This window comes from Mesorhizobium sp. M4B.F.Ca.ET.058.02.1.1 (assembly GCF_003952505.1).
In the GTDB taxonomy this organism is placed as follows: Bacteria; Pseudomonadota; Alphaproteobacteria; order Rhizobiales; family Rhizobiaceae; genus Mesorhizobium.
The window spans coordinates 2,256,892-2,282,158 of sequence record NZ_CP034450.1; the positions used below are offsets into that span (position 1 = coordinate 2,256,892).

A 25,267-nucleotide genomic window follows, 5' to 3' on the forward strand; every position below is an offset into this window, starting at 1 on the left:
AAAACCCGCCATGAAAGTTCTGGTCACAGGCGCGACGGGATTCATCGGACGCCGGGTCGTGAGCCACCTTGCCGATGCGGGGTTCGAGGTGCGCACCGCCTCGCGCCGGCCGGAACGGCTTGAGCGGGCAAGCGGGGCGGTTCTGCTGCCCGGCTTCGATGCTCCCGCCGACGCCTTCCTCGCAATGATGGAGGGAGTGACACATGTCGTTCACTGCGCGGCGTTGAACAACGACCGCGGCGCCAGCGAGCCGGATTATCTGGCCGCGAACGGAGCGCTGACCGGCCGGCTCGCGCGTGCCGCGGCGGCGCTAGCAAGCGGGCGCTTCCTCTATCTGTCGTCGATCCGGGCGGTCGTCGGCCCGGACTTCAGCGGCACGATCGACGAGGCAACGGTCCCTGCTCCGCAAGACGCCTATGGCCGCTCGAAGCGCGACGGCGAGATCAGGACGCTCGACGCCTACCGATCGGCGGGCCGTTCCGACGCCGCCGTGCTGCGCCTGCCGCCTGTTCATGGCGAGGGCATGAAGGGAAACCTGGCAACGCTGATGCGGCTTGCCGATAGCGCCTTGCCGCTGCCGACAGCGGCCCTGACCGGGACTCGCTCGCTGATTTCGACCGGCGCCGTGGCCGGCGCGGTGCTGCGGCTGTTGACCAAACCGACGCCGCTGCGGCCCATTTATATAGCCGGCGACCGCCCGCCCGCCGCGATCTCCGAGATCGTCACCGCCTTCCGGCGCGGTTTCGGACGGCCGCCGCGCCTGGTTGCCGTGCCCGCCGCTCCGATGCGGCTGGCGGCAAGGTTGTTCGGCAAGGCCAAGGCATGGGAGGCCCTGGCGGCAACGCAGATTTGCGATCCGTCGCTGCTTTTTGCGGAGGGCTGGGCGCCGGAAACCGATACGCTGGAGCAGCTCACCGAACTGGCGCGGCGAAGCCGCTCGGGCGACGCTCAAGCGCGATAGATGGTTCCCAGCAATATCCTGAGATCGAGGCCGAGCGAGGCAGTCCGCAGGTAGGCGGCATCGGTCTCGGCGCAAAGCACGGGGGTCGACATGTCGATACCCCGGATCTGCGCGAGGCCGGTCATGCCGGGAAGCGCCGAGAGCACGCCCAGGTCCCGGCGGCGCTCGACCAGTTCCGTCTGCGTGGGCAGGCATGGGCGCGGGCCGACAAGGCTCATTTCGCCTTTCAGCACGTTCCAAAGCTGAGGCAACTCGTCGATCTTGGCCCGGCGCAACGCCTTGCCGACGGCGGTAACGGATTGCGGCGGCGCCTCATGCGTGGGCAAGGACGGCGTTCCTCGGTACATGGTCCGCAGCTTGTGGCAGCGAAATGGCACACCGCCCTGCCCGACCCGGGTCTGGGAAAAGAGCGCCGGCCCAGGCGACGATGCCTTGATGGCCAGCATTGCAACAAGCAGCACGGGCGACGACGCCACCAGCATCGAGGCAGCCACCACAAGATCGAAGGTTCGCTTCGGCCCTTTCAGGGTCATCCAATGCTGCTCCGCGGTCGATGGTCCCAAATCCGGCGCAGCCGAATGCCATGGCCAATGCGCGAGGATCGCCGGGCTTGGCTTCAATAGCCAATCATCGACGCGCCGGACAGGTCTAACCTGCCCGTCCAACTGATTTCGGGCCGGTTTCCCGCGGTGCCTCAACCGGCGGCTTTTCAGCCTCATGCAGTCCCGCCAACACGGCAAGAGCGGCCGCCTTGTCCTGGTCACGTATTGCCGCCTGCAATGCCGTCAGGGCGACTTGAATTCTCGGCCATGACACCACTTCGGCGCGCAGGCCAAAAATCTTGGCGATATCGAGCGCGACGACCTCTTCATTCTCGCCCTGCAGCGTCTCGTGCAGCTTTTCGCCCGGCCTGATGCCGGTGAAGCGGATCGGGATGTCGGTGTAGGGGTTTTTGCCGGCCATGCGGATCATGGTTTCGGCGACTTCGAGGATCGGCACCGGCTTGCCCATGTCCAACATATAGATGGCGTAGTCGTCCTTGCCCTCCCGCTGCTCGGCATCCGCGGCCGACATGATGACGAGATCGACGGCCTCTGCCACTGTCATGAAATAGCGGGTCATGCGCCGGTCGGTGATGGTGACGGGGCCGCCGGCTTCGATCTGCGCCTGGAAGATGGTCGCCACCGAACCGTTGGAGCCGAACACATTGCCGAAGCGCACGGCGATGAATTTGGTACCGGCGCGGCGTCCGCCCTGCCCGACAGCCTGCGTTTCGTGGAGTGAGCTCACGATCTGCTCGGCCGCTCTCTTGGTGATGCCGAGCACCGAGGTCGGGTCCACCGCCTTGTCGCTCGAGATCAAAAGGAACTGCGGGACCCCGCATTTGGCGGCAACCTCGGCGCAGGCGAGCGTGCCGAAGATATTGGTCTGGATCGCGGATTCCCAGTTCTCCTCAAGCAGCGGCACGTGCTTCAGCGCCGCTGCATGGAAGATGATGGACGGCATGAATTCGCTGACGACGCGCGTCATCTGGCGCCGGTCGGTGACGTCGACGATGCGGCTCTTCAGTCGATCGTGGTCCTTTTCGCCGATGGACTGGTCGAGTTGGAAGATGCCGAATTCCGAAATGTCGGCGACCAGAACGGCCTCCGCGCCGAGTTCCAGCGAGCGCTTGACCAGGATGCGGCCGATGGAGCCGGCGCCCCCGGTGACGAGCACGCGTTTGCCGCTGACGAAGGCGCCGATGCGTTCGATGTCGGGCGGCACGGTCGAGCGACGCAGGATGGTTTCCATCTCGACGGCGTCGAGCACAAGCTTGCCGCCTTGCCCAAGTTCCGAGAAGCCCGAGAATTGGACGACGGCGATGCCGCTGTGGCGGGCGACGCGAACAAGCTCCGAATACTCCTCGATCTCGCGTTCGGCGCCATTGCCAAAGATAAGCAGGTCGATATTTTCCGTGCCCCTGGCGTATTCCTCGAGCACTTCGACCAGCCGCGGGCGGGCGGCCACTACCGGAACGCCCTGGATCTGCGTGCCCAGTGGCGCTCCACCCTCGATCGCCATGATGCCGGCGATGGCATATTCGGTAGGTTGCGCGGTGCGCGTGAAACGGATGATCACGTCGACCTCGCTCAACCTGCCGATGAACAGCGCCTGCTTGATCCGCGCGTCGCCTCCGCCATTCCTGCGACCGAGGATGCGCCAACTCGCGCCGTCGCGCAGGAACCGGTAGTAGAGCCTGGGCGCGGAAATGATGGTGAAGGAGACGAGGAAAAAGACGATGAACTGACGCTCGTTGAGGCCGGTGACGGGCTGGAAGGAGCGGAAGGCGAGCGAGGACAAATAGAGGACTACCGTCAGGATTCCGCAGCCCTTGAGGATGTTGAAGAAATCGGGTGTCGAGGCGAATCGCCAAACGGTGTTGTAAAGGCCGCAGTATCTGAACAGCAGATGGGCAATCAGCACGATGACCGCCCAGCAGGCCAGCCCGCCATAAGAGAACGCGTCGAACGACAGCTTCGACTGTGACAAAACCAGGCTGAGCGCCACCGCGATCAGGACCATGATGATGTCCTGAAGCATGATGATAGCACGCCGCATCTTCGGCCGAAGTCCGGACACGGCTTCTACATAGGATGTCATTGGGTAGTACTGAACTCCAGGCACGAAGACATGGCCACTAGACTGGCGCCGGACAGATCATCATCCTGCGCCGATCCAGAGCGCCATTCCCCAGCCCCTTCACCCCGTTATCGCATAGCGTGGAGTTGAGATCATCGCCATATATTTTTTTGGAAGCACGCAGGATTGAATGCCTGCATACTTCCCGTCGGCGACTTGATCTGCTTGCGCGGACTCCGCCGGACTGGACAGTTGGGGGCGCAACATTAGAGTTCGCTACCGCTGGCCCGGGCCGGCGACGGATCCACCGGCATCGCCTTTTGCCTGTCCCAGCAAACGAGACACCACCCTTTGTGCGGACAGCCGCCAGTCCGGCGCCTGCCAGGCGAAGGTGCTCCCGAACCTCGCCGTTGACAGGCGCGAATTTTGGGGGCGTCGAGCCTTGGTCGGATAGTCGCCGGTGGCGATGTCGCGCACCCGCGCGTGCGGCCCGCCGTGCGCGCGGCTCATCTCCAGGATCTGGCGGGCAAAACCGCTCCAGTTGGCCTCGCCGGCTCCCGTCAGATGGTAAATGCCAAAGTCATCAAAATCCCTGTCGCGATCGAGCCTTGCCGCCGCGTGCAGGATAGCGGCGGCGATATCGAACGCCGAGGTGGGGTTTCCCCACTGATCGGCCACCACCGCGATCTCGTCTCGATCGCGGGCCAACCTCAGCATGGTCTCGACGAAGTTCCTGCCGAAAGGGCTATAGAGCCACGCCGTGCGCAGGATCAGATGACGCGGATTGGCCGCCGCCACCGCCTGTTCGCCGGCAAGCTTCGAAGCGCCATAGGCATTGAGCGGCGCGGTGGCGTCGGTTTCGACATAGGCGCCGTCCTTGGTGCCGTCGAAGACGTAGTCGGTCGAAAGATGGATGATGGGAACGCCAAGCCGCGCCGCCGCCCCGGCGACGGCACCGGCCCCGGTGGCGTTCACCGCAAAGGCCATTTCCTTCTCGTCCTCGGCCTGGTCGACAGCGGTGTAGGCGGCGGCAGAGACGACGACATCGGGCCTCGATGCCGCCAGCGCATCAAACACCGTGTCGGGCTGCGCCAGGTCGAGTCGCGGCCGGCCTACGGCAACGACCTCCACGCCCTCCAGCCCGCGCCCGGCTTCAAGCAGGCTGGCAACGACCTGGCCTTCGCGCCCGGTCACGACAAGCCTCACGCCGCGCCCTTCCTGTTCTCGGCCTGGCCCAGCCGCTCGCCGGCATAGCGTTGGTCGCGGATCGGCCCCCACCACCATCTGTTGTCGAGGAACCAGTCGACAGTCCTTGCCAGGCCGCTGTCGAAGTCCTCCGTCGGCGACCAGCCGAGGTCGCGGCCGATCTTGGAGGCATCGATCGCGTAGCGGCGGTCATGACCCGGACGATCGGTGACGAAAGTGATCAGGTCGCGATAGCTGCCGCCGGCGGCGCGTGGCCGTCGACGGTCAAGAAGATCGCAGATCGTCTCGACGACGCCGAGATTGCTGCGTTCCGAATTGCCGCCGACATTGTAGCTTTCGCCCGTCCGCCCCTTCGTGGCGACAAGCTCCAGCGCCTTGGCATGGTCCTCGACATAGAGCCAGTCGCGCACATTGGCGCCGGCGCCATAGACCGGCAGCGGCTTCTCGTCGAGCGCGTTGAGGATGACCAGCGGGATGAGCTTTTCAGGGAAATGATAGGGCCCGTAATTGTTCGAGCAGTTGGAAAGGACCACCGGCAGGCCATAGGTCTCGTGCCAGGCCCGCACCAAATGATCGGAGGCGGCCTTCGAGGCGGAATATGGCGACGATGGCGCATAGGGCGTCTCCTCGACAAACATGCCACCGTCGAAGGGGAGATCGCCGAACACCTCGTCGGTCGAGACCTGATGGAAGCGGAAGCGGCGCTTGCGCCCTTGCGGCAGGTCACGCCAGTATTCCAGGGCCGCATTCAGCATGCGGTACGTGCCGACGATGTTGGTCTCGATGAAAGCGCCGGGCCCCTCGATCGAGCGATCGACATGGCTCTCGGCAGCGAGGTTCATGACGATGTCGATGGCGTCGCGGTGCAAAATCTCCAGCACCGCCCTCTCGTCGCAAATATCGGCGTGGGCGAATTTGTAATTGCGCGCGTTCTCGATCGCGCGCAGCGACGCCAGATTTCCGGCATAGGTGAGCTTGTCGAGATTGGTCACGCGGTAGGCCGGATTGGCGCATAGGTGCCTGCACACGGCCGAGCCGATGAAGCCGGCACCGCCGGTCACCAGGAAATTCATTCCGCTCCCCTCCTCACGCAAACACCTCCGCGGCGGCAAGCACCGGCGCATCAAGGTCCTTGTCCGAAAGCTGGAACCCACCCGCCATTGCCGGCCATTCGATGCCGACGGCAGGGTCGTCGAAACGGATCGACCGTTGATGGGCAGGCGAATAGATATCGGTCACCTTATACAGAACCTCGGTATCCGGCACGAGCGTGACGAATCCATGCGCGAAGCCTTTCGGCACCAGGACCTGATTGCCTTTCTCGGCCGACAGGTCGACGGCGACCCATCTGCCAAAGCTCTTCGAGCCGCGGCGAATGTCGACGGTGACGTCGAGGATCCTGCCTCTGACGACGCGCACCAGCTTCTCCTGAGCATGCGGCGGCAACTGATAGTGAAGCCCCCGCACCACACCGGCGGCGGCGGAATAGGAGCGGTTGTCCTGCACGAAACGGAGATCGATGCCGGCCTCGGCGAAGCGCTGGGCGTTCCAGTCCTCGACGAAATAGCCGCGAGCGTCGTGAAAACGCTTCGGGACGATCTCCAGCACGCCGTCGAGGCCGAGTTGGATGATCTCCAGCACCCTAGTTCTCCGACAACTCGCTGACGCGCCTGCGCAAATACGCGGCGTATTCGTTCTGGCCAAGGCGAGCGGCGCGTTCAAGTACCTTGTCGGCCGTCAGCCAGCCCTGCTCGAAGGCAATCTCCTCCGGGCAAGCCACCTTGATGCCCTGGCGGTGCTCGATGGTGCGCACGAAGGATGCTGCCTCGTGCAGGCTGTCGTGCGTGCCGGTATCGAGCCAGGCATAGCCGCGACCAAGCTGATGCACCTGCAACTGCCCGCGTTCGAGATAGATATTGTTGACTGCCGTGATCTCGAGTTCGCCGCGCTTCGACGGACGGATGCTCGACGCGATGTCGACGACATCGTTGTCGTAGAAATAGAGGCCGGTAATGGCCCAGTTGGACTTGGGTCTATGTGGCTTTTCCTCGATCGTCAAAGCCCTGCCGCCGGCCTTGTCGAATGAGACCACGCCATAGCGCTCCGGATCCTCGACACGGTAGGCGAACACCGAGGCGCCACGTTCGCGCTTCGCCGCCATGCGGCAGAGCTGCGAAAGGCCTTCCCCGAAGTACAGGTTGTCGCCAAGGATCATCGACACATTGTCCTTGCCGATGAAGTCGCGACCGATGATGAAGGCTTCGGCAAGGCCGTTGGGGTGAGGCTGCGGAGCAAAGGAAACGTCGAGCCCGAACTCCGAGCCATCGCCCAGCAACTGCTGGAATGCCGGCAAGTCGCGTGGGGTTGAGATGATAAGGACCTGGCGGATTCCCGCAAGCATCAGCACGCTCAGCGGGTAGTAGATCATCGGCTTGTTGTATATCGGGAGTATCTGCTTGGACACGGCCAGCGTCAGCGGATAGAGACGGACCCCGTTGCCTCCCGCAAGGATAATTCCCTTCAACAGATCCTCCTGGCCACGCCGAACCCCCTTCAGCACCACCCTGCTAAGGTTTCGCACGATGGCTTGTCAATCTCGATGCCCGTCGGCGCCCCGACCGGCCAGGCCTGCGGCCACCCGGCCGCACGCCCGACGACAATCAGACCAGCGGCGCGAGGTTTGTCGGTTGGCAAATCGCGATCCGGTGCTAAACAGCAACGGACCGGCCGCGAAAACGGAAATCCCATGGCCAGACTTCTTGTCACCGGCGGCGCCGGCTTTCTCGGATCGCATCTGTGCGGCAGGCTTGTCGAGCTTGGACATCAAGTGGTCTGCGCCGACAACTTCAGCACCGGATCGAGGGACAATATCCGTCAGCTTCTGACAGTTCCGGCATTCGAGCTGATCGAACATGACGTGACGCTGCCGCTCGACCTGGACGTCGACGGCATCTACCATCTTGCTTCACCGGCAGCGCCCATCCACTACCAGAACGACCCGATCCGGACGACGAGGACCAACGTACTCGGCGCCATCAATATGCTCGATCTCGCCAGATCTCGAGGCGCAAGGATCCTGCAGGCCTCCACTTCGGAGATCTATGGCGACCCGGAAGTGCATCCACAGCCGGAAACCTATTGGGGGCGGGTGAACCCGATCGGCACGCGCAGTTGCTACAATGAAGGCAAGCGTTGCGCCGAAACGCTGTTCTTCGACTACTGGCGCGAGGCCCGCACCGAGATCAAGGTGGCGCGCATCTTCAACACCTATGGCCCGAACATGCACCCGGACGATGGGCGCGTCGTCAGCAATTTCATCGTCCAGGCGATCCGCGGCGAGGCGTTGACAATCTACGGCACCGGCCGCCAGACGCGCAGTTTCTGCTATGTCGACGATCTCGTCGACGGCCTGCTGAGGCTCATGGCATCGCCCGCCGATTTCACGGGCCCGGCCAATATCGGCAACCCGCATGAGGTGACGATGATCGAACTGGCCGAACATGTGCTTCGGCTTGTCGGTGGCGGCTCCAAACTGGAGTTCCGACCCTTGCCCACGGACGACCCAAGGCAAAGATGCCCGGACATTTCGCTCATGCGGGCGGCGCTCGGTTGGCGGCCGCGGGTCAGTCTGGAAGACGGCTTGAGGCAAACGGTTGCCTATTTCCAGCGTCGTTTGGCGACGGCATGAAAAAGCCGGCGGGCAGAGACTGCCAGCCGGCTCCTTTCACTTTGATTGGCGTCAGGCGCGCTTGAGCAGCGACCAGACGGCCGGCACCAGGCTCGCGGCGAGCGCCACCTTGATCAGGTCGCCGACGATGAAGGGCAAGACGCCGAACTGCCGGGACTTTTCCGGACCGATCAGCATCGCCAGCCAGGCGAAGCCCATCGCCATCATGATCACTTCGGCCACCAGCATGGCATTGAAGAGCTTGACCGGATGACGGTCCCAGCCACGGTCGGCGGCCCAGCCGACGATCGCCGCCATGACGACGAAGCCGGCCAGATAGCCGCCGGTGGAGCCGAGCATATAGGCGACGCCGATGCCCTTCTCCGGCGTGCCCTGGAAGACCGGGAAACCCATGGCGCCCTCGGCCATGTAGAGAAGCAGCGTGGCCACGCCGAGGCGCAGGCCGAACGCCGATGCAATCAGCAGCACGGCGAGCGTCTGCAGCGAGACGTCGACCGGGCCGAGCACGACTTTGGTCTTGGCCGACAGGGTCAGGAGCAGCGTGCCGGCAATCGCCAGCAGGAGCTGCGTCGCCAGCCGCGCCGCGCCCTTTTCAGGCAGTGCCAGAGAAACAAGCGGACGCATCGTTGCTGCAAGTGCCATGGTCATCCCATTCAAGCTGTCGCCGACATGCGGCCTCGCGTTTTCCTATATTGGCTTCCGTGTTATGCGGCAATCGCTTTTGCCGTCTCACGGAACGGAGCTTCGCGCCCCATGCCCCTCAAGTTCGACACGCGCTTCGATCCCGCTTACGGCAAGGCGGTGACCGTCGCGCCGGACGTGCAACGCCTCACCGCCAGAAACCCCAGTCCGTTCACCTTTCACGGAACCAATAGCTACTTGATAGGCAGCGAGACGCTCGCGGTGATCGATCCGGGACCTGACGACGACGCGCATCTACAGGCGCTGATCGAGGCGATCGGCGGCAGGCCGGTCAGCCATATCTTTGTCAGCCATACTCATCGCGACCATTCCCCGCTGGCGGCGCGGCTGAAGGAGCGCACCGGAGCGGCCGTGCTCGGCGAAGGCCCACACCGTCCGGCGCGGCCCTTGCGCATCGGCGAGGTCAACCCGCTCGATGCCAGCGCCGACACGGATTTCGTTCCAGATACCGCGCTCGCCAACGGTGCGCTGGTCCAGGGCGACGGCTGGGCGATCAGGACGGTGTTGACGCCGGGGCATGCCGCCAACCACGCGGCGTTCGCGCTCGAGGGAACAGGCATCCTGTTTTCCGCCGACCATGTCATGGCGTGGGCAACTTCCATCGTGGCGCCGCCCGACGGCGCCATGGCCGACTATATGGGCTCGCTCGACAAGTTGATCGAGCGCGACGACCGCGTGCTGCTGCCCGGCCATGGCGGGCCGGTAACCAAGCCGCGCAGCTTCATGCGCGGGCTGAAGGCGCATCGCAAGATGCGCGAGCGGGCGATCCTGGAACGCATCCGTGGCGGCGACCGCACGATCAAGGAGATGGTGGCGGCGATCTACCGCGACACCGACCCGCGCCTGCATGGCGCCGCCGGCCTGTCGGTGCTGGCGCATCTGGAGGACCTGGTCGCGCGCGGCCTGGTCAGCACCGGCGGCGACGCGGCCATTGACGGCATTTTCACGCCGGCCGGCTAGATCTCATTCGGCCGGCGCCGCCCCACTTGCCCAGCCACTTCCTGATCGAGCTCGCCAAGGAAATCGACGATGCGGGCGGCGTTGTCGCCTAGGTCGTGGCGGCCGTAGCGGGAGGCTGAACGCATATCGACAATGACCGTGTTGCCGTCATCGGCGATGCGGATCGCGACATCGGCCGGCAGGCCCAGCACGAAACTCCTGGCCAGCGCGTTGATCGTCACCTCGCTTTGGCCGTCTGTTTCGGGATACGGCCCCTGCAGTTGCCAGTCGCGCCGGTCGAGCACGGTTTCCACCGCGTCGACCACGGTTTCGAACGGCAGATTGTAGCTGCGGCCGGTGACCAACGGATAGGCATCGCCTTGCAGCCGCTGCTCGCCGGGCGTGGGCGGCGAAAGCACATTCATGTCCGCCGTCCGGTCCGACGTGTCGAGCACCGGCGGATCGTCGAGATCGGTCGAAATGTCCCTGAGCGGCGGCGAGGTCGTCGCCCAGTAGGCGGCGACGCCGAAGGGAGCAAGCACCAGAAGCGCCAGCAGTGCGCCGACCGACAGATCGCGGCCGCCGCGATCGCCGAAGTTCCACAGCCTCGACAAGGCGAATCCGGCAAACAGCAGGGCGAAGGCGGCAAGCAGCGCCACGATCGCCAGAACCCACAGGAATACAGGCGTTTCGACGAGGTCGAGGCGATGGCCGACAAGCACGGTCAGGAGCAGGACGACCGAAAAAGCCGCTGTCCGCCGCGACCAGCCGGCGGCGCTCGACGTCTGCCGTTCAGCAACAACAACCATTATCCGCCGCACCAACCCGAACGGTACCTAGAGCGTTTCATCGTTTCAGGAAAGCGAAGGACGCTCTATCTCTTTGTTTTGACGCAATTCCGGACGGAAAACCGCTACGCACTTTTCCTGGAATTTGCTCAGGAGTTTCTTGACGGCTGCCAGAAGCCTCAAAAACATCCATCCCGTCAATCCGTCGGCAAGCGATAGTCCCTGAATTGCTCGCGCAAGGTGATCTTCTGGATCTTGCCGGTGGCGGTATGGGGAATTTCGCCGACGAAGGCGACGTCGTCGGGCATCCACCACTTCGCCACCTTGCCGCTCATGAAGGTCAGGATGTCGGTCTTGCTCGGCTCCTTGCCCGGCTTGCGCACGATGACCAGCAGGGGCCGCTCGCCCCATTTCGAGTGCGGAACGCCTATTGCCGCCGCCTCGGCGACATCGGGGTGGCCGACGGCGAGGTTTTCGAGATCGATGGTCGAGATCCATTCGCCGCCCGACTTGATGACGTCCTTGGCGCGGTCGGTGATCTGCATGTAGCCGCCGGCATCGATATGGGCGACGTCGCCTGTGTCGAACCAGCCCTCGGCGTCGAACTGCTCGGAGCCGACACCGCCATAGTAGGCGCGCGCGATGGCCGGGCCGCGCACCTTCAGCCGCCCGAAGGTCCTGCCGTCCCATGGCAGCGCATTGTCGTCGTCGTCGGTCACCTTCATTTCGACGCCGAAGGGCGGATAGCCCTGCTTGCCCTGGACATCGAGCCTGGCATCGCCCTGCAGCCCGGCATATTCCGGCTTCATCGTGCACAGCGTACCGAGCGGCGACATTTCGGTCATGCCCCAGGCATGGATGACCTGGACGTCGTAATTGTCCTGGAATTTCTGGGTTATGGCGCGCGGACAGGACGAGCCGCCGATGACGACCTTCCGCAGGTGGGGAAGCTTCCTGCCGGTCTCCTCCAGATATTGCAGCAGCATCATCCATACCGTCGGCACCGCGGCACTGAAGGTCACCTTCTCGGTGTCGAGCAATTCATAGATCGAGGCACCATCCATCTTGCAGCCGGGCATGACCAGCTTGGCGCCGATCATCGGCGCGCTCTGGCCGAGGCCCCAGGCATTGGCATGGAACATCGGCACGACCGGCAGGATGACGTCACGGGCCGAAATGCCCATGGCGTCGGGCATGGCGGCGATCATGGCGTGCAGCACATTGGAGCGGTGGCTGTAGAGCACGCCCTTGGGATCGCCCGTCGTGCCCGAGGTGTAGCACATGCCGGCGGCGGTGTTCTCGTCGAAGGTCTTCCAGGCGAAAGCGCCATCGGCTTCGGCCAGCCAGTCCTCATAGGCAACCGCGTTCGGCAGCGCCGTATCCGGCATATGCGCGCTATCGGTCAGTACGATGACCTTGTTCAGCGATTTGACTGCGCCGGCGATCTTTTCCAGGAGCGGCACGAAGGTCAGGTCGACGAAGATCGCCCTGTCCTCGGCGTTGTTCATGATCCAGGCGATCTGTTCGGGAAAGAGACGCGGATTGAGCGTGTGATAGATCGCGCCGATGCCCATGATGCCATACCAGGCCTCGATGTGGCGCGCCGTGTTCCAGGCGAGCGTGGCGATGCGATCGCCGAGCCTGAAGCCGTCCTCCTCCAGCCGCTGCGCCACCTTCAACGCCCGCTGGTGGATGTCGGCATAGGTGGTGCGCACGATCGGGCCCTCGATCGAGCGCGACACGATCTCGCGTCCGCCGTGCTGCCGCTCGGCGTTGTCGATCAGCTTGTGGCAAAGCAGCGGCCATTCCTGCATCAGTCCAAGCATTTGTTCCTCCCCTGCGCTTTTGGCGATCTTTTTGCGCCATTGTGGGACGAACCTGCGGATTGTCCAGCCGTTAGCGTTGAAAGCGGTGCATTCCTTGATGCCGCCGCGGAAACCGCCACAATCCGGCCATCGTCGGCGTTAAATTTCGTTAACGGGCTGTGGGTGCGATTGGCGAATGAAAGAGGTTCGCATGGACACGCAGCTCGACGACAAGGCTCCCGAAGACTTGGCATTCGAAAATGCGCTTGCCGAAAGTCTGACCGATTTGGCGCCGGACGCCAGAACTGTTTCCGAAGATGAATTCGTCGAGGTTGTCGGAGGCGCCTTAGAGGCGGTCGGCGGCACGCTGCTGTTCAAGATGTGCGTCCAGGACGGCGATGAGGCCCAGCATGTCGCGGCGGCTTGCGTCGGCGACGGCGGCAATCGCCAGTTCCTGCTGCTCACCTTGCCGACCGTCGGCGGTGCGTTGAAGGTCGAGACCGCGTCGAGGAGCACCAATCCGGTGGCCGGCATCGCCGCCGCCTATGCCGGGCTGATGGACGTATTCCAAACGGCCGCCTGACAGTTCCAGCGAAAGGGTCGGTTTGAGCGCCCGCCCAGGCGTGGGCTCGGCCTTGCGCCGGCCGCCTGTCCGACACATCTATTGCGGGCGACCTCTCATCTGGACAAGGAGATCCCCGCCAATGGACCAGATCGCCAACCCCGCTCCCGGCTTCCAGCGCAATCCCGCCAAGGTCATTACCATCGAGCCTTATCGCGGCACCGTCACCGTGCGCGCCGGCGAAACGGTCATCGCCTCGTCGAAAAGAGCGAAGCTCCTGTCGGAGCCGCCCTATCCCGCGGTCTTTTATATTCCGTTCGAGGACATCGATTTCAGTCTGTTGGCCAAGACCGGTCACTCGACGCACTGCCCCTTTAAGGGCGACGCGAGCTACTGGAGCGTTCTGCCGGCCGAAGAGACAGGCAAGGACGCGATGTGGGCCTATGAGCGGCCCTTCGACGAGATGACGGAAATCCGCGATCACGGCGCCTTCTATCCCAGCAAGGTGACGATCGAAGCGGCCCCGGACTGAGCGACAAAAGATGAAGCAAAGGCCGGGATGATGCGAACGCGAGATCGCCATCGGACGCGACCTCGACGCATCAATGAAATGGCCTGCGAGTCCGGTCAATGCTGGCCTTTGCGAACGGCCACGATGAGCGCCGACAGGCCGTAGGCCAGCACCAGCAACGGGAACAGGGCGAAGAGATACGCCGCACCCGGGCCGCGCTCGAGCAATACTGTTTTCACATCGTCAGGATCGAACCAGCAGGGATGGACCGATCCATCCGGATAGTCTCCCAGCTTTTGCAGGGAGAACCCGATCCAGCCCAGGCTGACGGCGGAAATCGGCGGAAAAGCCGCCGAGTAGGTCTCGGTGCCGAGCGCCTCGTAGCGGACGGCGAACACGGACTGGTATGTACTCGACCGCGCACTCTTGCCGGTGCCCGGAAAGGCGCGGATGGCCGAGTCGAAGACGGTGCAGGATGTTTCCCGATAGGCCGTAAAGGACCGGAAGTCGCCAACCGCGAGCCCCGCGAAAAAGAGCAGGAAGCCCACCGCGGTGGCGACCGCGAACCACGCGCCGAGCGCCGTCCGCCCGCGTCCTCGCCCCGCCATTCGCGCGACGACTGCCGCACCGGCGACAGCGAAGGCCAGGAACGCGAGCACGACAAGTTGCGCCCGGGTGACCTTCACCGGTCCGACGCGGATTGCGTTCGGATCGGGCGCCGCCGCCAGTTCCGGCGCCGTTTCGAAACGCAGGTACCCTGCAGGCAACGTCGTGATCTCGGTGGCGAGCGGGGCAAGCGTTCCCGCCGCTTCGCGCCGCGTCAGAAGGTCTATCCGGCACTGCGTGGTCGATCCGGCCGAAAATGCCCCCTCGTGCCAGACGAGACCCCGGCTGTCCGGGTCGCGTACCGCGCCGGCACAATCGCCGTCGGCACGGATGAAATAGGCTTGCGGCAGGACGGTCTTGATGCGCGCATAGGCGCTGTCGCCACCGGTGTTCGTCACCGTAACCGCATAGTGGAGAACGTCGCCCGCAACCGCCGGCACGGGCTCGTGGATGGCGTTCGAGGTCGAAAAGTCCGGCGGTGCCGCGCGGATTGGGCCGCACATCACCGCCGTAACCAGAAGCGCGGCCCACCACGCGAGACCAACTAGTTTTCGCAGATGAAGTTCATCCCCACAGAATGTGATCGACAAGAGACACCGCCGACATGGCTCTGTAAAGCCGATTTTGCGGTCCCGTATTTTCCGCCGCGATCACGAGGATTGGCACAGCCTTGTCTGCTGGATCCGGCCAAAGCGCACCCTGAGCGATCAGTCGGTGGTGCCGTCGTTGCCTATGCCGTCGGCATGGTCGAGCCGCACGAAGGTCAGGCCCTTTTGCTTGAGCGCCAGCAGCCCCTGCACCACGCCCTCGCCGGCGGCATGGGTCGGCTGGTTGATATGGGCGATGATGACGTCGCCGTCCTTGGCGGCGGCGATGCGCCGGGCGGTTTCCCTGGCGCCCAGCAGCGAACCGCCGTCGCCGTTGATCGAGAAGCCGGCGACCTTGAAGCCGAGCTTGCGAATCATCGCTATGGCCGAGGGGCTGTATTCGGCGGTGGCGCCGCGAAACCATTTCGGTGCCGGTTCACCGGTCCCTGCGAGCGCCGTGGCGCCCGATTCGACCTCCGCCAGCACGGCATCCGGGCTGCCGGCGCTGCGGATGCCGTAGATCTTTTGCGGCGTGTCGACAGCCGGAACATGGCGGCCGCCGTGATTCTCCAGTTCGAACAGGTCCGGATGCGCGCGCATGATCTCGACGGCGGCGGCGTTGCGCTTCAGCCAGATGCCGGTGACGAAAATCGTGGCGGGGATCCTGTTGTCGACAAGCGCCGAGAGGATGCGCGGATCGGTCTGGCCGCCGCAGGCGTCGAGCGTCAGCGCGACGCGGCCGCTGCCGCCAGCCTGCGGCTTCAGATGCAGCGTCGGCTCGACGAGCGGCGCGGCGCTGGCCGTGGACACGGCGCAAACCGACAGCGCGACCGCGCAAAGATGTTTTCGCAAGAGACGCATGGTCGATTTCCGGGCCGGCGGTCGAAGCGGGATGGTTGCAATATCCAGCCAGAAGACCCGCATCAAGGCGAAAATCGGGACGGCGCACGCGCGAAGGATAACGTCACGAGAATTTGCTTCAGGCGTAACGCGAGAGCGCGTTTGCCGTTTGCTTTTCGGTGCGCGCGAGGATCTCGCGCACGGCCTCGGCAACAGGCGCGACCTCCAGGCGCCAGACGCAGCACGCCTTGCTCGGATCCGTCCGCTTGCAAAAGTCGCTCGCCACGCATTCGCAAGGCATGGAGGGCTGCAGCGAGATGCTCGGCACGCCGACCGGCCCCCAGCGGATCGGATTGGTCAGCCCGTAGAGGCCGACGACCGGGGTTCCCGCTGCGGCGGCCATGTGCATGGGGCCACTTTCATTGCCGAGGAAAAGCCGCGCCTCCTTCAGCAGCGCCAACAGCGTTTCGAGCGAAAGCGCGCCGACAAAGTTGACGACCGGCGAGGCTGTCTTCGCGGCAATCTCGTCGGCCGGCTTGTGCTCGTCCGGGCCGCCGACGAGCACGAAGTCCAGGCTGGTCTCGCGCGCGATGTCGTCGATAACGGCAGCGAAGCGTTCCGGCTGCCACCGCCGGCCAAGAAAGCTCGCTCCGGCATGCACCGCGACAAAGGCCTTTCGCCTCAGATGGTACTTGTCCAGCAACGCAAGCGCGCGCGCTGTCTCCAAAGACAGTGGGCGGATGGACGGCGCTTTTATGCGCAGATCGACGCCAAGCGCCTCGAGTGGTGAAAGATAGCGGTAGAGATAGTGTCGCTCCCCGAAGCCGAACGGCCTGGCCCGTACGTTGGCCGGCTGACGCTCATGCCAGCGCAAGGGCCTTTCGGACGGATGATAGCCGACCCTGATCGGAGCGTTGACGAGGCCGCTGACGATCCGCGAGGTTTTCGAATCGGTCAGGTCGACCGTCATGTCGAAGCGGAACCGGCGCAGCCTGCGCACCATCGAATACAGCTCGCGCCCCCGCTGCAGCGGCGATCCGCGCATCATGGCGCGCCGGAACGTGACGACATCGGTCGCGATGCCGTGGGCGGTGAGGAAGCTGGCGAAACGCGCCTCGCAAAGGAACACGATCCCGACGCCGGGATATCCGAGCTGGAGGTTCCTGGCCAGCGCCGAGGCGAGAACGAGATCGCCGATGAACTTGGTCTGCAAAATGAGAATCGAGCGGACGGGGGCGGTGGATATCTGCAACATCTGTCTCGGGCACCGGAGGATCGGAGACCCTGGAAACTGGGCGGAAACGATGTCGAGATTGGGAGCCGTCACGCGCACGATCGCGTGACTTTGCTTACAAAACCGTGAGGTACGGGCCCCGTCAGCGGTGCCGACGGGCGACCGAAAATCAGCCCCGCGACGCTGCCTTGGCGACCTGAACAGCGGCCTGCGCCGCCGCCAGCCTCGCGATCGGCACGCGGTAGGGCGAGCACGAGACATAGTCGAGGCCGACCTCTTCACAGAAGCGGATCGACGAGGGGTCGCCGCCGTGCTCGCCGCAGATGCCGAGCTTGATCTCGGGTCGCGTCACCCTGCCCTTTTCGGCCGCGATGCGCACCAGTTCGCCGACGCCCTCTATGTCGAGCGACACGAACGGATCCTGCTCGATGATGCCCTTCTGCCGATAGGTCTCCAGGAAGGAGGCCGCATCGTCGCGTGAGATGCCGAAGGTGGTCTGGGTGAGATCGTTGGTGCCGAAGGAGAAGAATTCGGCCGCCTCGGCGATGACGTGGGCGCGGATCGCGGCACGCGGCAGCTCGATCATCGTGCCTGTGAGATAATCGATTTTGATGCCGCTCTCCTGCATGACGCTGGCCGCGACGGCGTCGATGCGCGCCTTGACGTAGTCGAGCTCCTTCACCAGGCCGACCAGCGGCACCATGATCTCAGGCACCACCAGAGCGCCGGCCTTCTGGCCCGCCTGGACGGCCGCCTCGAAAATGGCGCGCGCCTGCATCTCGGCGATCTCGGGATAGGAGACCGCCAGACGGCAGCCGCGATGGCCGAGCATCGGGTTGAACTCGTGCAGGGCCTCGGTGCGCTGCCTGAGCTTATCGGGCGAAACCTTCATCGCGGCCGCGACCTCGGCCAGCTCGGCTTCCGTCTTCGGCAGGAACTCGTGCAGCGGCGGATCGAGCAGGCGGATCGTCACCGGCAGGCCGGCCATGATCTCGAACAGCTCGAGGAAATCCGAGCGCTGCATGGGCAGCAGCTTGTCGAGCGCGGCGCGCCGGTCCTTCTCGGTGTCGGCCAGGATCATCTCGCGCATGGCGACGATACGGTCGCCGTCGAAGAACATGTGCTCGGTGCGGCAGAGTCCGATGCCTTCGGCGCCGAACGAGCGCGCCATGCGCGCATCAAGCGGCGTTTCGGCATTGGTGCGCACCTTCATGCGGCGTGCCGCGTCGGCCCATTCCATGATGGCGGCGAAATCGCCCGACAGTTCCGGCTGCAGCATGGCCACCGCGCCCTTCAGCACCTGACCGTTGGCGCCATCGATGGTGATGATGTCGCCCTTGCGGAAGGTCTGGCCCATCGAGATCAGAGTCCCGGCCTTGTAGTCGACGCGTAGCGACCCTGCGCCCGACACGCAGGGCTTGCCCATGCCGCGCGCCACCACAGCGGCATGGCTGGTCATGCCGCCGCGCGTGGTGAGGATGCCTTCGGCCGCATGCATGCCGTGGATGTCCTCGGGGCTTGTCTCGATGCGTACCAGGATAACCTTGCGGCCTTGCGCCTTGGCGTCCTCGGCATCGCCCGAGGAAAAGACGATCTCGCCGGTTGCCGCACCCGGCGAAGCTGGCAGGCCGACGCCAATGACGTCGCGCGCGGCCTTCGGATCGATGGTCGGGTGCAGGAGTTGGTCGAGCGAGGCAGGATCGATGCGGGCGACCGCTTCCTCCCTGGTAATCAGCTTGTCCTTCGCCATCTCGACGGCAATCCTGAGCGCTGCCTTGGCCGTGCGCTTGCCGGACCTGGTCTGCAGCATCCAAAGCTTGCCGCGCTCGATCGTGAATTCGAGATCCTGCATGTCGCGGTAGTGCTTCTCGAGGCGGTCGGAGATGTCGACGAAAGCTTGGAAGGCATCCGGCATCAGCTTCTGCAGCGACGGCTTGTCGGATCCGGCAGCGATGCGCGCCGCCTCGGTGATGTTCTGCGGGGTACGGATGCCGGCGACGACATCCTCGCCCTGGGCGTTGACCAGAAACTCGCCGTAGAGCTGCTTTTCGCCGGTCGACGGGTTGCGGGTGAAGGCGACGCCGGTGGCGGACGTATCGCCCATATTGCCGAACACCATGGCCTGGACATTGACCGCCGTGCCCCAGCTCTCGGGAATGTCGTGCAGGCGGCGATAGGTGATTGCGCGGTTGTTCATCCAGCTGGAGAACACAGCGCCGATGGCGCCCCAGAGCTGTTCGTGCGGCTCCTGCGGAAACGGCTTGCCGAGTTCCTCCTCGACCTTGGCCTTGTAGAGCGCGATCACGCCCTGCCATTCGAGCGCCGTCAGCTCGGTGTCCAGCTCATGGCCGAGGTTCGCCTTCTCATCCTCCAGGATCTCCTCGAAAACCTCATGGTCGAGCCCCATGACGACGTCGGAATACATCTGGATGAAGCGGCGGTAGCTATCATAAGCGAAGCGGGCGTCACCGGAATCGGCGGAGAGCGCCTCGACCGTCTCGTCATTGAGGCCGAGATTGAGGACGGTGTCCATCATGCCCGGCATGGAGGCGCGGGCGCCGGAGCGCACCGACACCAGGAGCAATTTCGACGGATCGCCGAAGCGGCGGCCGGTCAGCCGGCCGATATGGTCGAGCGCAACCGTAACGTCCGCTTCGAGTTCGGACGGATAAGTGCGGCCGTTGGCGTAATAGGCGTTGCAGACCTCGGTGGTGATGGTGAAACCCGGCGGGACTGGCAGGCCGAGGCTGCACATCTCGGCCAGGTTGGCGCCCTTGCCGCCGAGAAGATTACGGTCGCCGGCACGGCCCTCAGCGGCGCCATCGCCGAAGGTGTAAACCCACTTGGTCATGCTCGCCCTCCAACGGTCGCAGATCGCAGGCCGGCGAAGCCCATGGCCTCGGCTTCGTCCGGTCCGATCCGAGCGATATGATGCTGCACTGCGAAAGGCAAGGCGTCGCCAAAGCCGGCCGGCCGCTACAATCGATTAAGGAAAACCCCTAAAATCGATTAAGCAAAAGCTGCGTCAAAAAGACCGGACGCTTTGACGACGATTGAGATTGACGCAATGCGAGTATCCGGAGCGCGCCATGCAGCCGGTGATAGGTCTCATCATCCGGAATACATTGCAAAATGCGGAGCCGCTAAAATTCCGGCGATACATCCCGGCAGCTCGCGAAATCTTGCGGGTTCGATTTCGTTCAACCGCGCGCGCAAGGGCGCCGGTATGATTTTTTGTTGACAGCGAACCCCACTCCAATATTACCGGCCTGATCTTCCAAACAGCAAAAGAAGAACGATGAAATTCGGGTCGAGCGGCGTCCGAGGTTTGGCTTCGGAATTGGTTGGGAAGCCAAGCGGACTCTATACTGAGGCGTTCGCCTGGCGTCTGGCTTCAAGCGGCTTGCAATCGAGTGGCGCGGTCTTCGTCGGCCGTGACCTGCGCGACAGCAGCCCGGCGATTGCCGACCGTTGCATGGCGGCGCTGGCCGCGAGCGGATTCCAGCCGATCGATTGCGGCGTCATCCCTACCCCGGCCCTCGCTTTTTATGCCCAAAAGCAGGGCGCGGCCGCTCTGATGGTAACCGGCTCCCACATTCCCGCCGACCGCAACGGCATCAAATTCTATCGCCCGAATGGCGAGATCGATAAGGCGGACGAGGCTGCGATAACGCAATATGTCGCCGACAAGTCAAATGTGTACGATCCGCCAACTCTTCCTGAGACGACCTGGCCAAGGCGCCATGACGAAGCGATTGCCGGTTACCAGGAACGCGCCAACGATATCCTGGGGCCGGATTCGCTGTCCGGCATGAGGGTCGGCGTGTATCAGCACAGTTCGGTCGCGGCGGAATTGCTGGTGCGGGTACTTCGATTGTTCGGCGCCGAGGTGGTCCCGGTCGGCAAAAGCGAAACCTTCGTGCCGGTCGATACCGAAGCGGTGGGCGCGGCCACGCTTGCGAAATTCAAGGCCTGGAGCCGTGAGTTCAAGCTCGACGCCATCGTGTCCACGGACGCCGATGCCGACCGCCCGCTTGTCGCCGACGAGAAAGGCGATCTGTTCCGGGGCGACCTGATTGGGCTCGTCACCGCGCTTTTCGTGGCAGCGGATACGGTAGTAACGCCCGTGACCTCCAATTCGGGTATTTCGGATGCCCTGGGTTTCGAGGTGAGGAGAACCAAGGTCGGGTCGCCGTTCGTCATCGATGGCATGGAAGCGTCGTACCGTGGCGGCAACATCGTCATCGGCTTCGAGGCCAATGGCGGCGTCCTCCTGGGATCGGATTGCCTGCTGAATGGAAAGACGCTGGCGGCCCTGCCGACACGCGACTCGCTGCTACCGATCCTTGCCGTGCTCGGCACCATGGCATCGACGAAAAGACCGCTGTCGCGTTTGCGCGAGCTTTGGGACCTTCCGTTCTGCGCGAGTGAGCGACTCGAGAACTTCCCGGTGGAGAGTTCACGCCGGTTGATGACCCAACTCGCCAACCCCGATGCGCTGCAGCAATTCCTGGCTCCGTTTGGCACTGTTGCCGAAATCGATGAAACCGATGGCCTCAGGGCGCGGATGGATAGTGGCGAGATCATACATTTGCGGCCGTCCGGAAATGCGCCGGAATTGCGCTGCTATTCGGAGGCCGCGAGCTATGCCAGGGCGACGGCGATCGTGGCATTGACACTGGAGAAGGCTCGGGCATTCGCATCTCCGGGCACAGAGGGCATTTGATGAAAGTCGTTCCGGTGATCATCAGCGGTGGAGCCGGCTCGCGCCTGTGGCCTGCCTCGCGGCAGTCGCATCCCAAGCCGTTCCTGAAGGTGGCGGACGGACATTCACTGATCCAGCATACCGCGTTGCGCGCCGCCTCGATCAGGGACGTCGTCGAGCTGGTCACGGTGACGTCCAGGGAACACCTCTTCCTCACGACAGACGACTTCGACGCTCTGGAGCCCGTTGTTCCTCAGCGGACCTTCCTGCTCGAGCCTGAGGGCCGCGATACGGCTGCAGCCGTGGCCGCGGCTGCGATCCACGCCAAGGCAATGCAAGGCCCCGACGTCATTCTGTGCATTTTCCCAGCCGACCACATGATCGGAAACGTGCCAGCATTCCTGAGCGCCGTGGCCAGGGCGATCGAGCATGCCGGGCAAGGACGCATCGCGACGCTGGGCATAAATCCGACCAGGCCGGACACGGCCTTCGGCTATATCGAGGCAGACGGCGAAAACGTTGTCCGCTTCGTCGAGAAGCCGGATCTGGAGACGGCCAAGGCCTATGTCGCGTCCAAGCGGTTCTTCTGGAACGCCGGCATTTTCTGCTTCCGCGCGCAGGTCATGCTCGAGGCAATGGCCAAGCATTGCCCCGCGGTGATCGACGCCGTTGTCGCCAGCTACGAGGACAGCCACGTCAGCCGGGGCGAAGGTTTCGCCAACATCGAACTCTCGTCTGAGCATTTCGCCATGGCTCCGCGCATTTCGCTCGACCATGCGGTGATGGAAAAGGCGCAAAACCTGGCCGTCGTTCCCTGCGACATGGAATGGAACGACATTGGATCATGGAACGCGATGGCCGAACTGGTCGCCCCCGACCAGAGCGGCAACCGGATTCGCGGTGACGTTCGCATGGTCGACACCGCGGACAGCTTCATCAGTTCCGACAAACGCGTCATCGGCACTGTCGGCGTCAGTGACCTAGTGATCGTCGATTCCCCGGACGCATTGCTGGTGGCGTCCCGCGACCGCGTCCAGGACGTCAAGAAGCTGTTCGAATCCCTTAAGGCTTCCGGGCATGAGGCGCACTTGCTCCACAGCACCGTGCACCGGCCATGGGGTACTTATACGGTCCTCGAGGAAGGCGAGCGCTTCAAGATCAAGCGCATCGAGGTCAAGCCTGGCCGGCGCCTGAGCCTGCAGATGCATCACCATCGTTCGGAACACTGGGTCGTGGTCAGCGGCACGGCCAAGATAATCAATGGCGACGAGGAACTGCTCCTGGCGACCAATCAGTCGACCTACATTCCTTGTGGCCATAAGCATCGGCTTGAAAACCCGGGCAAGATCGACCTGGTGATTATCGAAGTCCAGAGTGGCGACTATCTGGGCGAGGATGACATCGTGCGCTTTGACGACGTATACGGTCGCGCCTGACAATTTCATTGGCTCGCCGGGCTGGGGCGGGCAACATCGGCAACACGGGCTTGGGTGGAGCAATCATCGGACACATCGAGAGCATTGATGACAAAAACAGCATTGATAACGGGCGTCACCGGACAGGACGGCGCCTATCTGGCGGAACTGCTGCTCGCCAAAGGCTATGAGGTCCACGGACTTGCGCGGCGATCGAGCACGGCCGACGTCAACACGACACGCCTGAAATGGCTCGGTATCGAGAAGGACGTCAGGATCGTCGACGGAAACCTGACGGATCTTTCCGGCCTGGCCCGAACGATGCGCGACATCAGGCCGGACGAGGTCTACAATCTTGCCGCCCAGTCCTTCGTCAAGTCATCGTGGCAGCAGCCGATCCTGACGGGCAACGTCACCGGCATCGGCGTGACCAACGTGCTTGAGGCGCTTCGCCTCGAAATCCCCGAGGCGCGCTTCTATCAGGCCTCGTCGTCGGAGATGTACGGCCTTATCCAGGAGCCAATGCAGTCGGAAACGACCCCCTTCCATCCCCGCTCGCCCTATGCGGTGGCGAAGCTCTATGGCCACTGGATCACCATCAACTACCGCGAAAGCTTCGGCCTGCATGCCTCGAGCGGCATTCTGTTCAACCACGAATCGCCGCTGCGCGGCATCGAGTTCGTGACACGCAAGGTCACGGATGCGGTCGCGCGCATCAAGAAGGGCCTGTCCAGGGAATTGCGGCTCGGCAATATCGACGCCAAGCGCGACTGGGGCCACTCCAAAGACTATGTCCGCGCCATGTGGCTGATGGTGCAGCAGGATGTGGCGGACGACTATGTCGTGGCCACCGGCAGGACGACGACCGTGCGCGACATGTGCCGCATCGCCTTCGAGCATGTGGGACTCAACATCGAGGACCATCTGGTCATCGACCCCGACCTGTTCAGGCCCGCCGAAGTCGAAATCCTGCTCGGAAATCCGGCAAAGGCAAAGGCCAAGCTGGGGTGGGAAGCGACGATTTCGCTGGAAGACATGATCCGGGAAATGGTGGATGCCGACCTTGAACGTCACACCAACCAGCCCGCACGCTAGGTCGAGCAGAGAGCCCTTTGCGTAATGGTCGATAGCTTGACGCATCGCATTCTGATCACCGGGGCAAGCGGCTTTGTCGGCTCGGCGCTGTTACAGCTGCTCGCGCGAGACCATGGCAAGTGCGAGGTGTTCGCCTTCGGCCACGGCAAGGGGCAGATGAACCCGATCGACCTCATGGACAGGAGCGCGGTCGAGGCAGCGATCCGAAAGACCCGTCCAACAGCGCTTGTGCACCTGGCGGCGGTGGCGGCGCCGGCGGATGCGCGCAACGCGCCGCGACATGCATGGGACGTCAACGTGACGGGGACGATGAACCTCGCCGAATCGGCGATGCGCCATGCTCCGGAGGCCAGGTTCGTCTATGTCGGCAGTTCGGAAGCCTATGGAGCATCGTTCCAAAGTGCTGCCGGCCGGCCGGTGACGGAAAGCGAACCGCTTCGGCCGACGACGGTGTACGGCGCCACCAAGGCCGCCGCGGACCTGATGATCGGGCAGATGGCCTATGACGGGCTGCGGGCAGTCCGCTGCCGGCCGTTCAACCATACCGGCCCCGGCCAGTCCGACGCCTATGTGGTTCCCGCTTTCGCGCGCCAGGTGGCGGAGATCGTGGCGGGTAAAAGCGAGCCGGTCATCCATGTGGGGAATCTGGAGGTCGAGCGGGATTTCCTCGACGTCCGCGACGTCGTGCGCGCCTATGCGCGTCTGGCCATGGTCGACGTCGATGCCGAACCGGACTGTGTCTTCAACATAGCGTCCGGACGCCCCCGCAAGATCCGGGATATCCTCGACATGCTTATCGCGCGGTCGGGCATCGATATCGAGGTGCGCACGGATCCGGAAAGACTGCGGCTCAACGATACGCCCTTCGCATGCGGTGATGCATCGAAGGCGCGCGACAGGCTGAACTGGAGGCCCATGGTGCCATTCGAGCAGACAATCGCCGACGTTTTCGGCTATTGGCGGCGGATGTGCGGCGCCCGTTGAATGCACGCAATCCGGGG

General features: G+C 63.8%; 22 protein-coding genes. 9 read left to right on the forward strand and 13 right to left on the reverse strand.

All coding sequences use genetic code 11. The features are described from left to right. Window positions 1-10 precede the first annotated feature (10 nt). Complete coding sequence (locus EJ073_RS11485; protein WP_126055833.1) at window positions 11-961, forward strand: NAD-dependent epimerase/dehydratase family protein; 951 nt, start codon at window positions 11-13, stop codon at window positions 959-961. Here the strand turns inward: EJ073_RS11485 and EJ073_RS11490 are convergent. The 6 genes from EJ073_RS11490 to rfbA all read right to left on the reverse strand — a co-directional run bounded on the left by EJ073_RS11490 (window position 949) and on the right by rfbA (window position 7,313). Then, window positions 949-1,494 (reverse strand): sugar transferase, encoded by a 546-nt coding sequence (locus EJ073_RS11490; protein WP_189375381.1) that lies wholly within the window; start codon window positions 1,492-1,494, stop codon window positions 949-951. The two genes, EJ073_RS11485 and EJ073_RS11490, sit on opposite strands and share 13 nt — an antisense overlap. Window positions 1,495-1,609: 115 nt before the next feature. After that, on the reverse strand, window positions 1,610-3,604 hold the full coding sequence (locus EJ073_RS11495) for a nucleoside-diphosphate sugar epimerase/dehydratase (RefSeq protein WP_190233851.1): 1,995 nt from the start codon (window positions 3,602-3,604) through the stop codon (window positions 1,610-1,612). A gap of 255 nt (window positions 3,605-3,859) precedes the next feature. Next, window positions 3,860-4,789: a dTDP-4-dehydrorhamnose reductase gene (gene rfbD, locus EJ073_RS11500; protein ID WP_126055834.1), complete on the reverse strand. Its 930-nt coding sequence runs from the start codon at window positions 4,787-4,789 to the stop codon at window positions 3,860-3,862. After that, window positions 4,786-5,862, reverse strand: coding sequence for a dTDP-glucose 4,6-dehydratase (rfbB, locus tag EJ073_RS11505; protein ID WP_126055835.1), 1,077 nt, complete (start codon window positions 5,860-5,862; stop codon window positions 4,786-4,788). The genes rfbD and rfbB overlap by 4 nt, the downstream gene beginning before the upstream one ends. A gap of 13 nt (window positions 5,863-5,875) precedes the next feature. After that, window positions 5,876-6,430 (reverse strand): dTDP-4-dehydrorhamnose 3,5-epimerase, encoded by a 555-nt coding sequence (rfbC, locus tag EJ073_RS11510; RefSeq protein ID WP_126055836.1) that lies wholly within the window; start codon window positions 6,428-6,430, stop codon window positions 5,876-5,878. 1 nt (window position 6,431) lies between these two features. Further along, window positions 6,432-7,313 carry a glucose-1-phosphate thymidylyltransferase RfbA gene (gene rfbA, locus EJ073_RS11515; RefSeq protein ID WP_126055837.1) on the reverse strand — a complete coding sequence of 294 codons (882 nt, stop codon included), beginning with the start codon at window positions 7,311-7,313 and terminating at the stop codon, window positions 6,432-6,434. A 222-nt stretch (window positions 7,314-7,535) separates the two neighbouring features. On the opposite strand from rfbA, the gene EJ073_RS11520 reads away from it, so the two are divergent. Further along, window positions 7,536-8,477 (forward strand): UDP-glucuronic acid decarboxylase family protein, encoded by a 942-nt coding sequence (locus tag EJ073_RS11520; RefSeq protein WP_126055838.1) that lies wholly within the window; start codon window positions 7,536-7,538, stop codon window positions 8,475-8,477. 51 nt (window positions 8,478-8,528) lie between these two features. On the opposite strand, the gene EJ073_RS11525 is transcribed toward EJ073_RS11520, so the two are convergent. Beyond that, window positions 8,529-9,119: a biotin transporter BioY gene (locus tag EJ073_RS11525; protein ID WP_126055839.1), complete on the reverse strand. Its 591-nt coding sequence runs from the start codon at window positions 9,117-9,119 to the stop codon at window positions 8,529-8,531. A 111-nt stretch (window positions 9,120-9,230) separates the two neighbouring features. Between EJ073_RS11525 and EJ073_RS11530 the strand changes: the two genes are divergently transcribed. After that, entirely contained in the window at window positions 9,231-10,139 is a 909-nt protein-coding gene (locus tag EJ073_RS11530) for an MBL fold metallo-hydrolase (protein ID WP_126055840.1), read from the forward strand. Here the strand turns inward: EJ073_RS11530 and EJ073_RS11535 are convergent. Both EJ073_RS11535 and EJ073_RS11540 read right to left on the reverse strand, forming a co-directional pair. After that, complete coding sequence (locus tag EJ073_RS11535; RefSeq protein WP_126055841.1) at window positions 10,136-10,927, reverse strand: DUF1499 domain-containing protein; 792 nt, start codon at window positions 10,925-10,927, stop codon at window positions 10,136-10,138. The two genes, EJ073_RS11530 and EJ073_RS11535, sit on opposite strands and share 4 nt — an antisense overlap. A 176-nt stretch (window positions 10,928-11,103) precedes the next feature. Further along, window positions 11,104-12,732, reverse strand: a complete 1,629-nt coding sequence (locus EJ073_RS11540; RefSeq protein ID WP_126055842.1) for a fatty-acid--CoA ligase — start codon at window positions 12,730-12,732, stop codon at window positions 11,104-11,106. Between the two features lie 190 nt (window positions 12,733-12,922). Here EJ073_RS11540 and EJ073_RS11545 point away from each other — a divergent pair, with 190 nt between their 5' ends. Next, window positions 12,923-13,294, forward strand: coding sequence for a hypothetical protein (locus EJ073_RS11545; RefSeq protein WP_126055843.1), 372 nt, complete (start codon window positions 12,923-12,925; stop codon window positions 13,292-13,294). 121 nt (window positions 13,295-13,415) lie between these two features. Further along, the gene (locus EJ073_RS11550; RefSeq protein WP_126055844.1) at window positions 13,416-13,805 is read left to right on the forward strand and encodes a DUF427 domain-containing protein; all 390 of its coding nucleotides are present in this window, start codon (window positions 13,416-13,418) and stop codon (window positions 13,803-13,805) included. Window positions 13,806-13,900: 95 nt separating this feature from the next. Here EJ073_RS11550 and EJ073_RS11555 read toward each other — a convergent pair whose 3' ends face one another. From EJ073_RS11555 to ppdK, 4 genes are all read right to left on the reverse strand, one after another. Then, on the reverse strand, window positions 13,901-14,980 hold the full coding sequence (locus EJ073_RS11555; protein ID WP_126055845.1) for a hypothetical protein: 1,080 nt from the start codon (window positions 14,978-14,980) through the stop codon (window positions 13,901-13,903). Window positions 14,981-15,097: 117 nt separating this feature from the next. Continuing rightward, complete coding sequence (locus tag EJ073_RS11560; protein ID WP_126055846.1) at window positions 15,098-15,838, reverse strand: polysaccharide deacetylase family protein; 741 nt, start codon at window positions 15,836-15,838, stop codon at window positions 15,098-15,100. Between the two features lie 118 nt (window positions 15,839-15,956). Beyond that, window positions 15,957-17,030, reverse strand: coding sequence for a glycosyltransferase family 9 protein (locus EJ073_RS11565; RefSeq protein ID WP_348627255.1), 1,074 nt, complete (start codon window positions 17,028-17,030; stop codon window positions 15,957-15,959). A gap of 190 nt (window positions 17,031-17,220) precedes the next feature. Then, a complete protein-coding gene (ppdK, locus tag EJ073_RS11570; RefSeq protein ID WP_126055848.1) occupies window positions 17,221-19,902 on the reverse strand; it encodes a pyruvate, phosphate dikinase in 2,682 nt (893 codons plus the stop codon). 447 nt (window positions 19,903-20,349) lie between these two features. On the opposite strand from ppdK, the gene EJ073_RS11575 reads away from it, so the two are divergent. The 4 genes from EJ073_RS11575 to EJ073_RS11590 all read left to right on the forward strand — a co-directional run bounded on the left by EJ073_RS11575 (window position 20,350) and on the right by EJ073_RS11590 (window position 25,250). Beyond that, the gene (locus EJ073_RS11575; RefSeq protein WP_126055849.1) at window positions 20,350-21,777 is read left to right on the forward strand and encodes a phosphomannomutase; all 1,428 of its coding nucleotides are present in this window, start codon (window positions 20,350-20,352) and stop codon (window positions 21,775-21,777) included. Beyond that, a complete protein-coding gene (locus EJ073_RS11580) occupies window positions 21,777-23,192 on the forward strand; it encodes a mannose-1-phosphate guanylyltransferase/mannose-6-phosphate isomerase (RefSeq protein ID WP_126055850.1) in 1,416 nt (471 codons plus the stop codon). The genes EJ073_RS11575 and EJ073_RS11580 overlap by 1 nt, the downstream gene beginning before the upstream one ends. Before the next feature lie 87 nt (window positions 23,193-23,279). Beyond that, window positions 23,280-24,266, forward strand: coding sequence for a GDP-mannose 4,6-dehydratase (gmd, locus tag EJ073_RS11585; RefSeq protein ID WP_126055851.1), 987 nt, complete (start codon window positions 23,280-23,282; stop codon window positions 24,264-24,266). Between the two features lie 36 nt (window positions 24,267-24,302). Next, window positions 24,303-25,250, forward strand: coding sequence for a GDP-mannose 4,6-dehydratase (locus tag EJ073_RS11590; RefSeq protein WP_245455543.1), 948 nt, complete (start codon window positions 24,303-24,305; stop codon window positions 25,248-25,250). The last annotated feature ends 17 nt before the right edge of the window (window positions 25,251-25,267 follow it).

Coding starts and splice junctions, on each gene's coding strand:
- EJ073_RS11540 (WP_126055842.1), bottom strand. CDS start 12,732: ATGCTTGGACTGATGCAGGAATGGCCGCTGCTTTGCCACAAGCTGATC.
- EJ073_RS11560 (WP_126055846.1), bottom strand. CDS start 15,838: ATGCGTCTCTTGCGAAAACATCTTTGCGCGGTCGCGCTGTCGGTTTGC.
- EJ073_RS11520 (WP_126055838.1), top strand. CDS start 7,536: ATGGCCAGACTTCTTGTCACCGGCGGCGCCGGCTTTCTCGGATCGCAT.
- EJ073_RS11580 (WP_126055850.1), top strand. CDS start 21,777: ATGAAAGTCGTTCCGGTGATCATCAGCGGTGGAGCCGGCTCGCGCCTG.
- EJ073_RS11530 (WP_126055840.1), top strand. CDS start 9,231: ATGCCCCTCAAGTTCGACACGCGCTTCGATCCCGCTTACGGCAAGGCG.
- gmd (WP_126055851.1), top strand. CDS start 23,280: ATGACAAAAACAGCATTGATAACGGGCGTCACCGGACAGGACGGCGCC.
- rfbB (WP_126055835.1), bottom strand. CDS start 5,862: ATGAATTTCCTGGTGACCGGCGGTGCCGGCTTCATCGGCTCGGCCGTG.
- ppdK (WP_126055848.1), bottom strand. CDS start 19,902: ATGACCAAGTGGGTTTACACCTTCGGCGATGGCGCCGCTGAGGGCCGT.
- EJ073_RS11495 (WP_190233851.1), bottom strand. CDS start 3,604: ATGACATCCTATGTAGAAGCCGTGTCCGGACTTCGGCCGAAGATGCGG.
- EJ073_RS11545 (WP_126055843.1), top strand. CDS start 12,923: ATGGACACGCAGCTCGACGACAAGGCTCCCGAAGACTTGGCATTCGAA.
- EJ073_RS11575 (WP_126055849.1), top strand. CDS start 20,350: ATGAAATTCGGGTCGAGCGGCGTCCGAGGTTTGGCTTCGGAATTGGTT.
- EJ073_RS11535 (WP_126055841.1), bottom strand. CDS start 10,927: ATGGTTGTTGTTGCTGAACGGCAGACGTCGAGCGCCGCCGGCTGGTCG.
- EJ073_RS11550 (WP_126055844.1), top strand. CDS start 13,416: ATGGACCAGATCGCCAACCCCGCTCCCGGCTTCCAGCGCAATCCCGCC.
- EJ073_RS11490 (WP_189375381.1), bottom strand. CDS start 1,494: ATGACCCTGAAAGGGCCGAAGCGAACCTTCGATCTTGTGGTGGCTGCC.
- EJ073_RS11525 (WP_126055839.1), bottom strand. CDS start 9,119: ATGGCACTTGCAGCAACGATGCGTCCGCTTGTTTCTCTGGCACTGCCT.
- EJ073_RS11485 (WP_126055833.1), top strand. CDS start 11: ATGAAAGTTCTGGTCACAGGCGCGACGGGATTCATCGGACGCCGGGTC.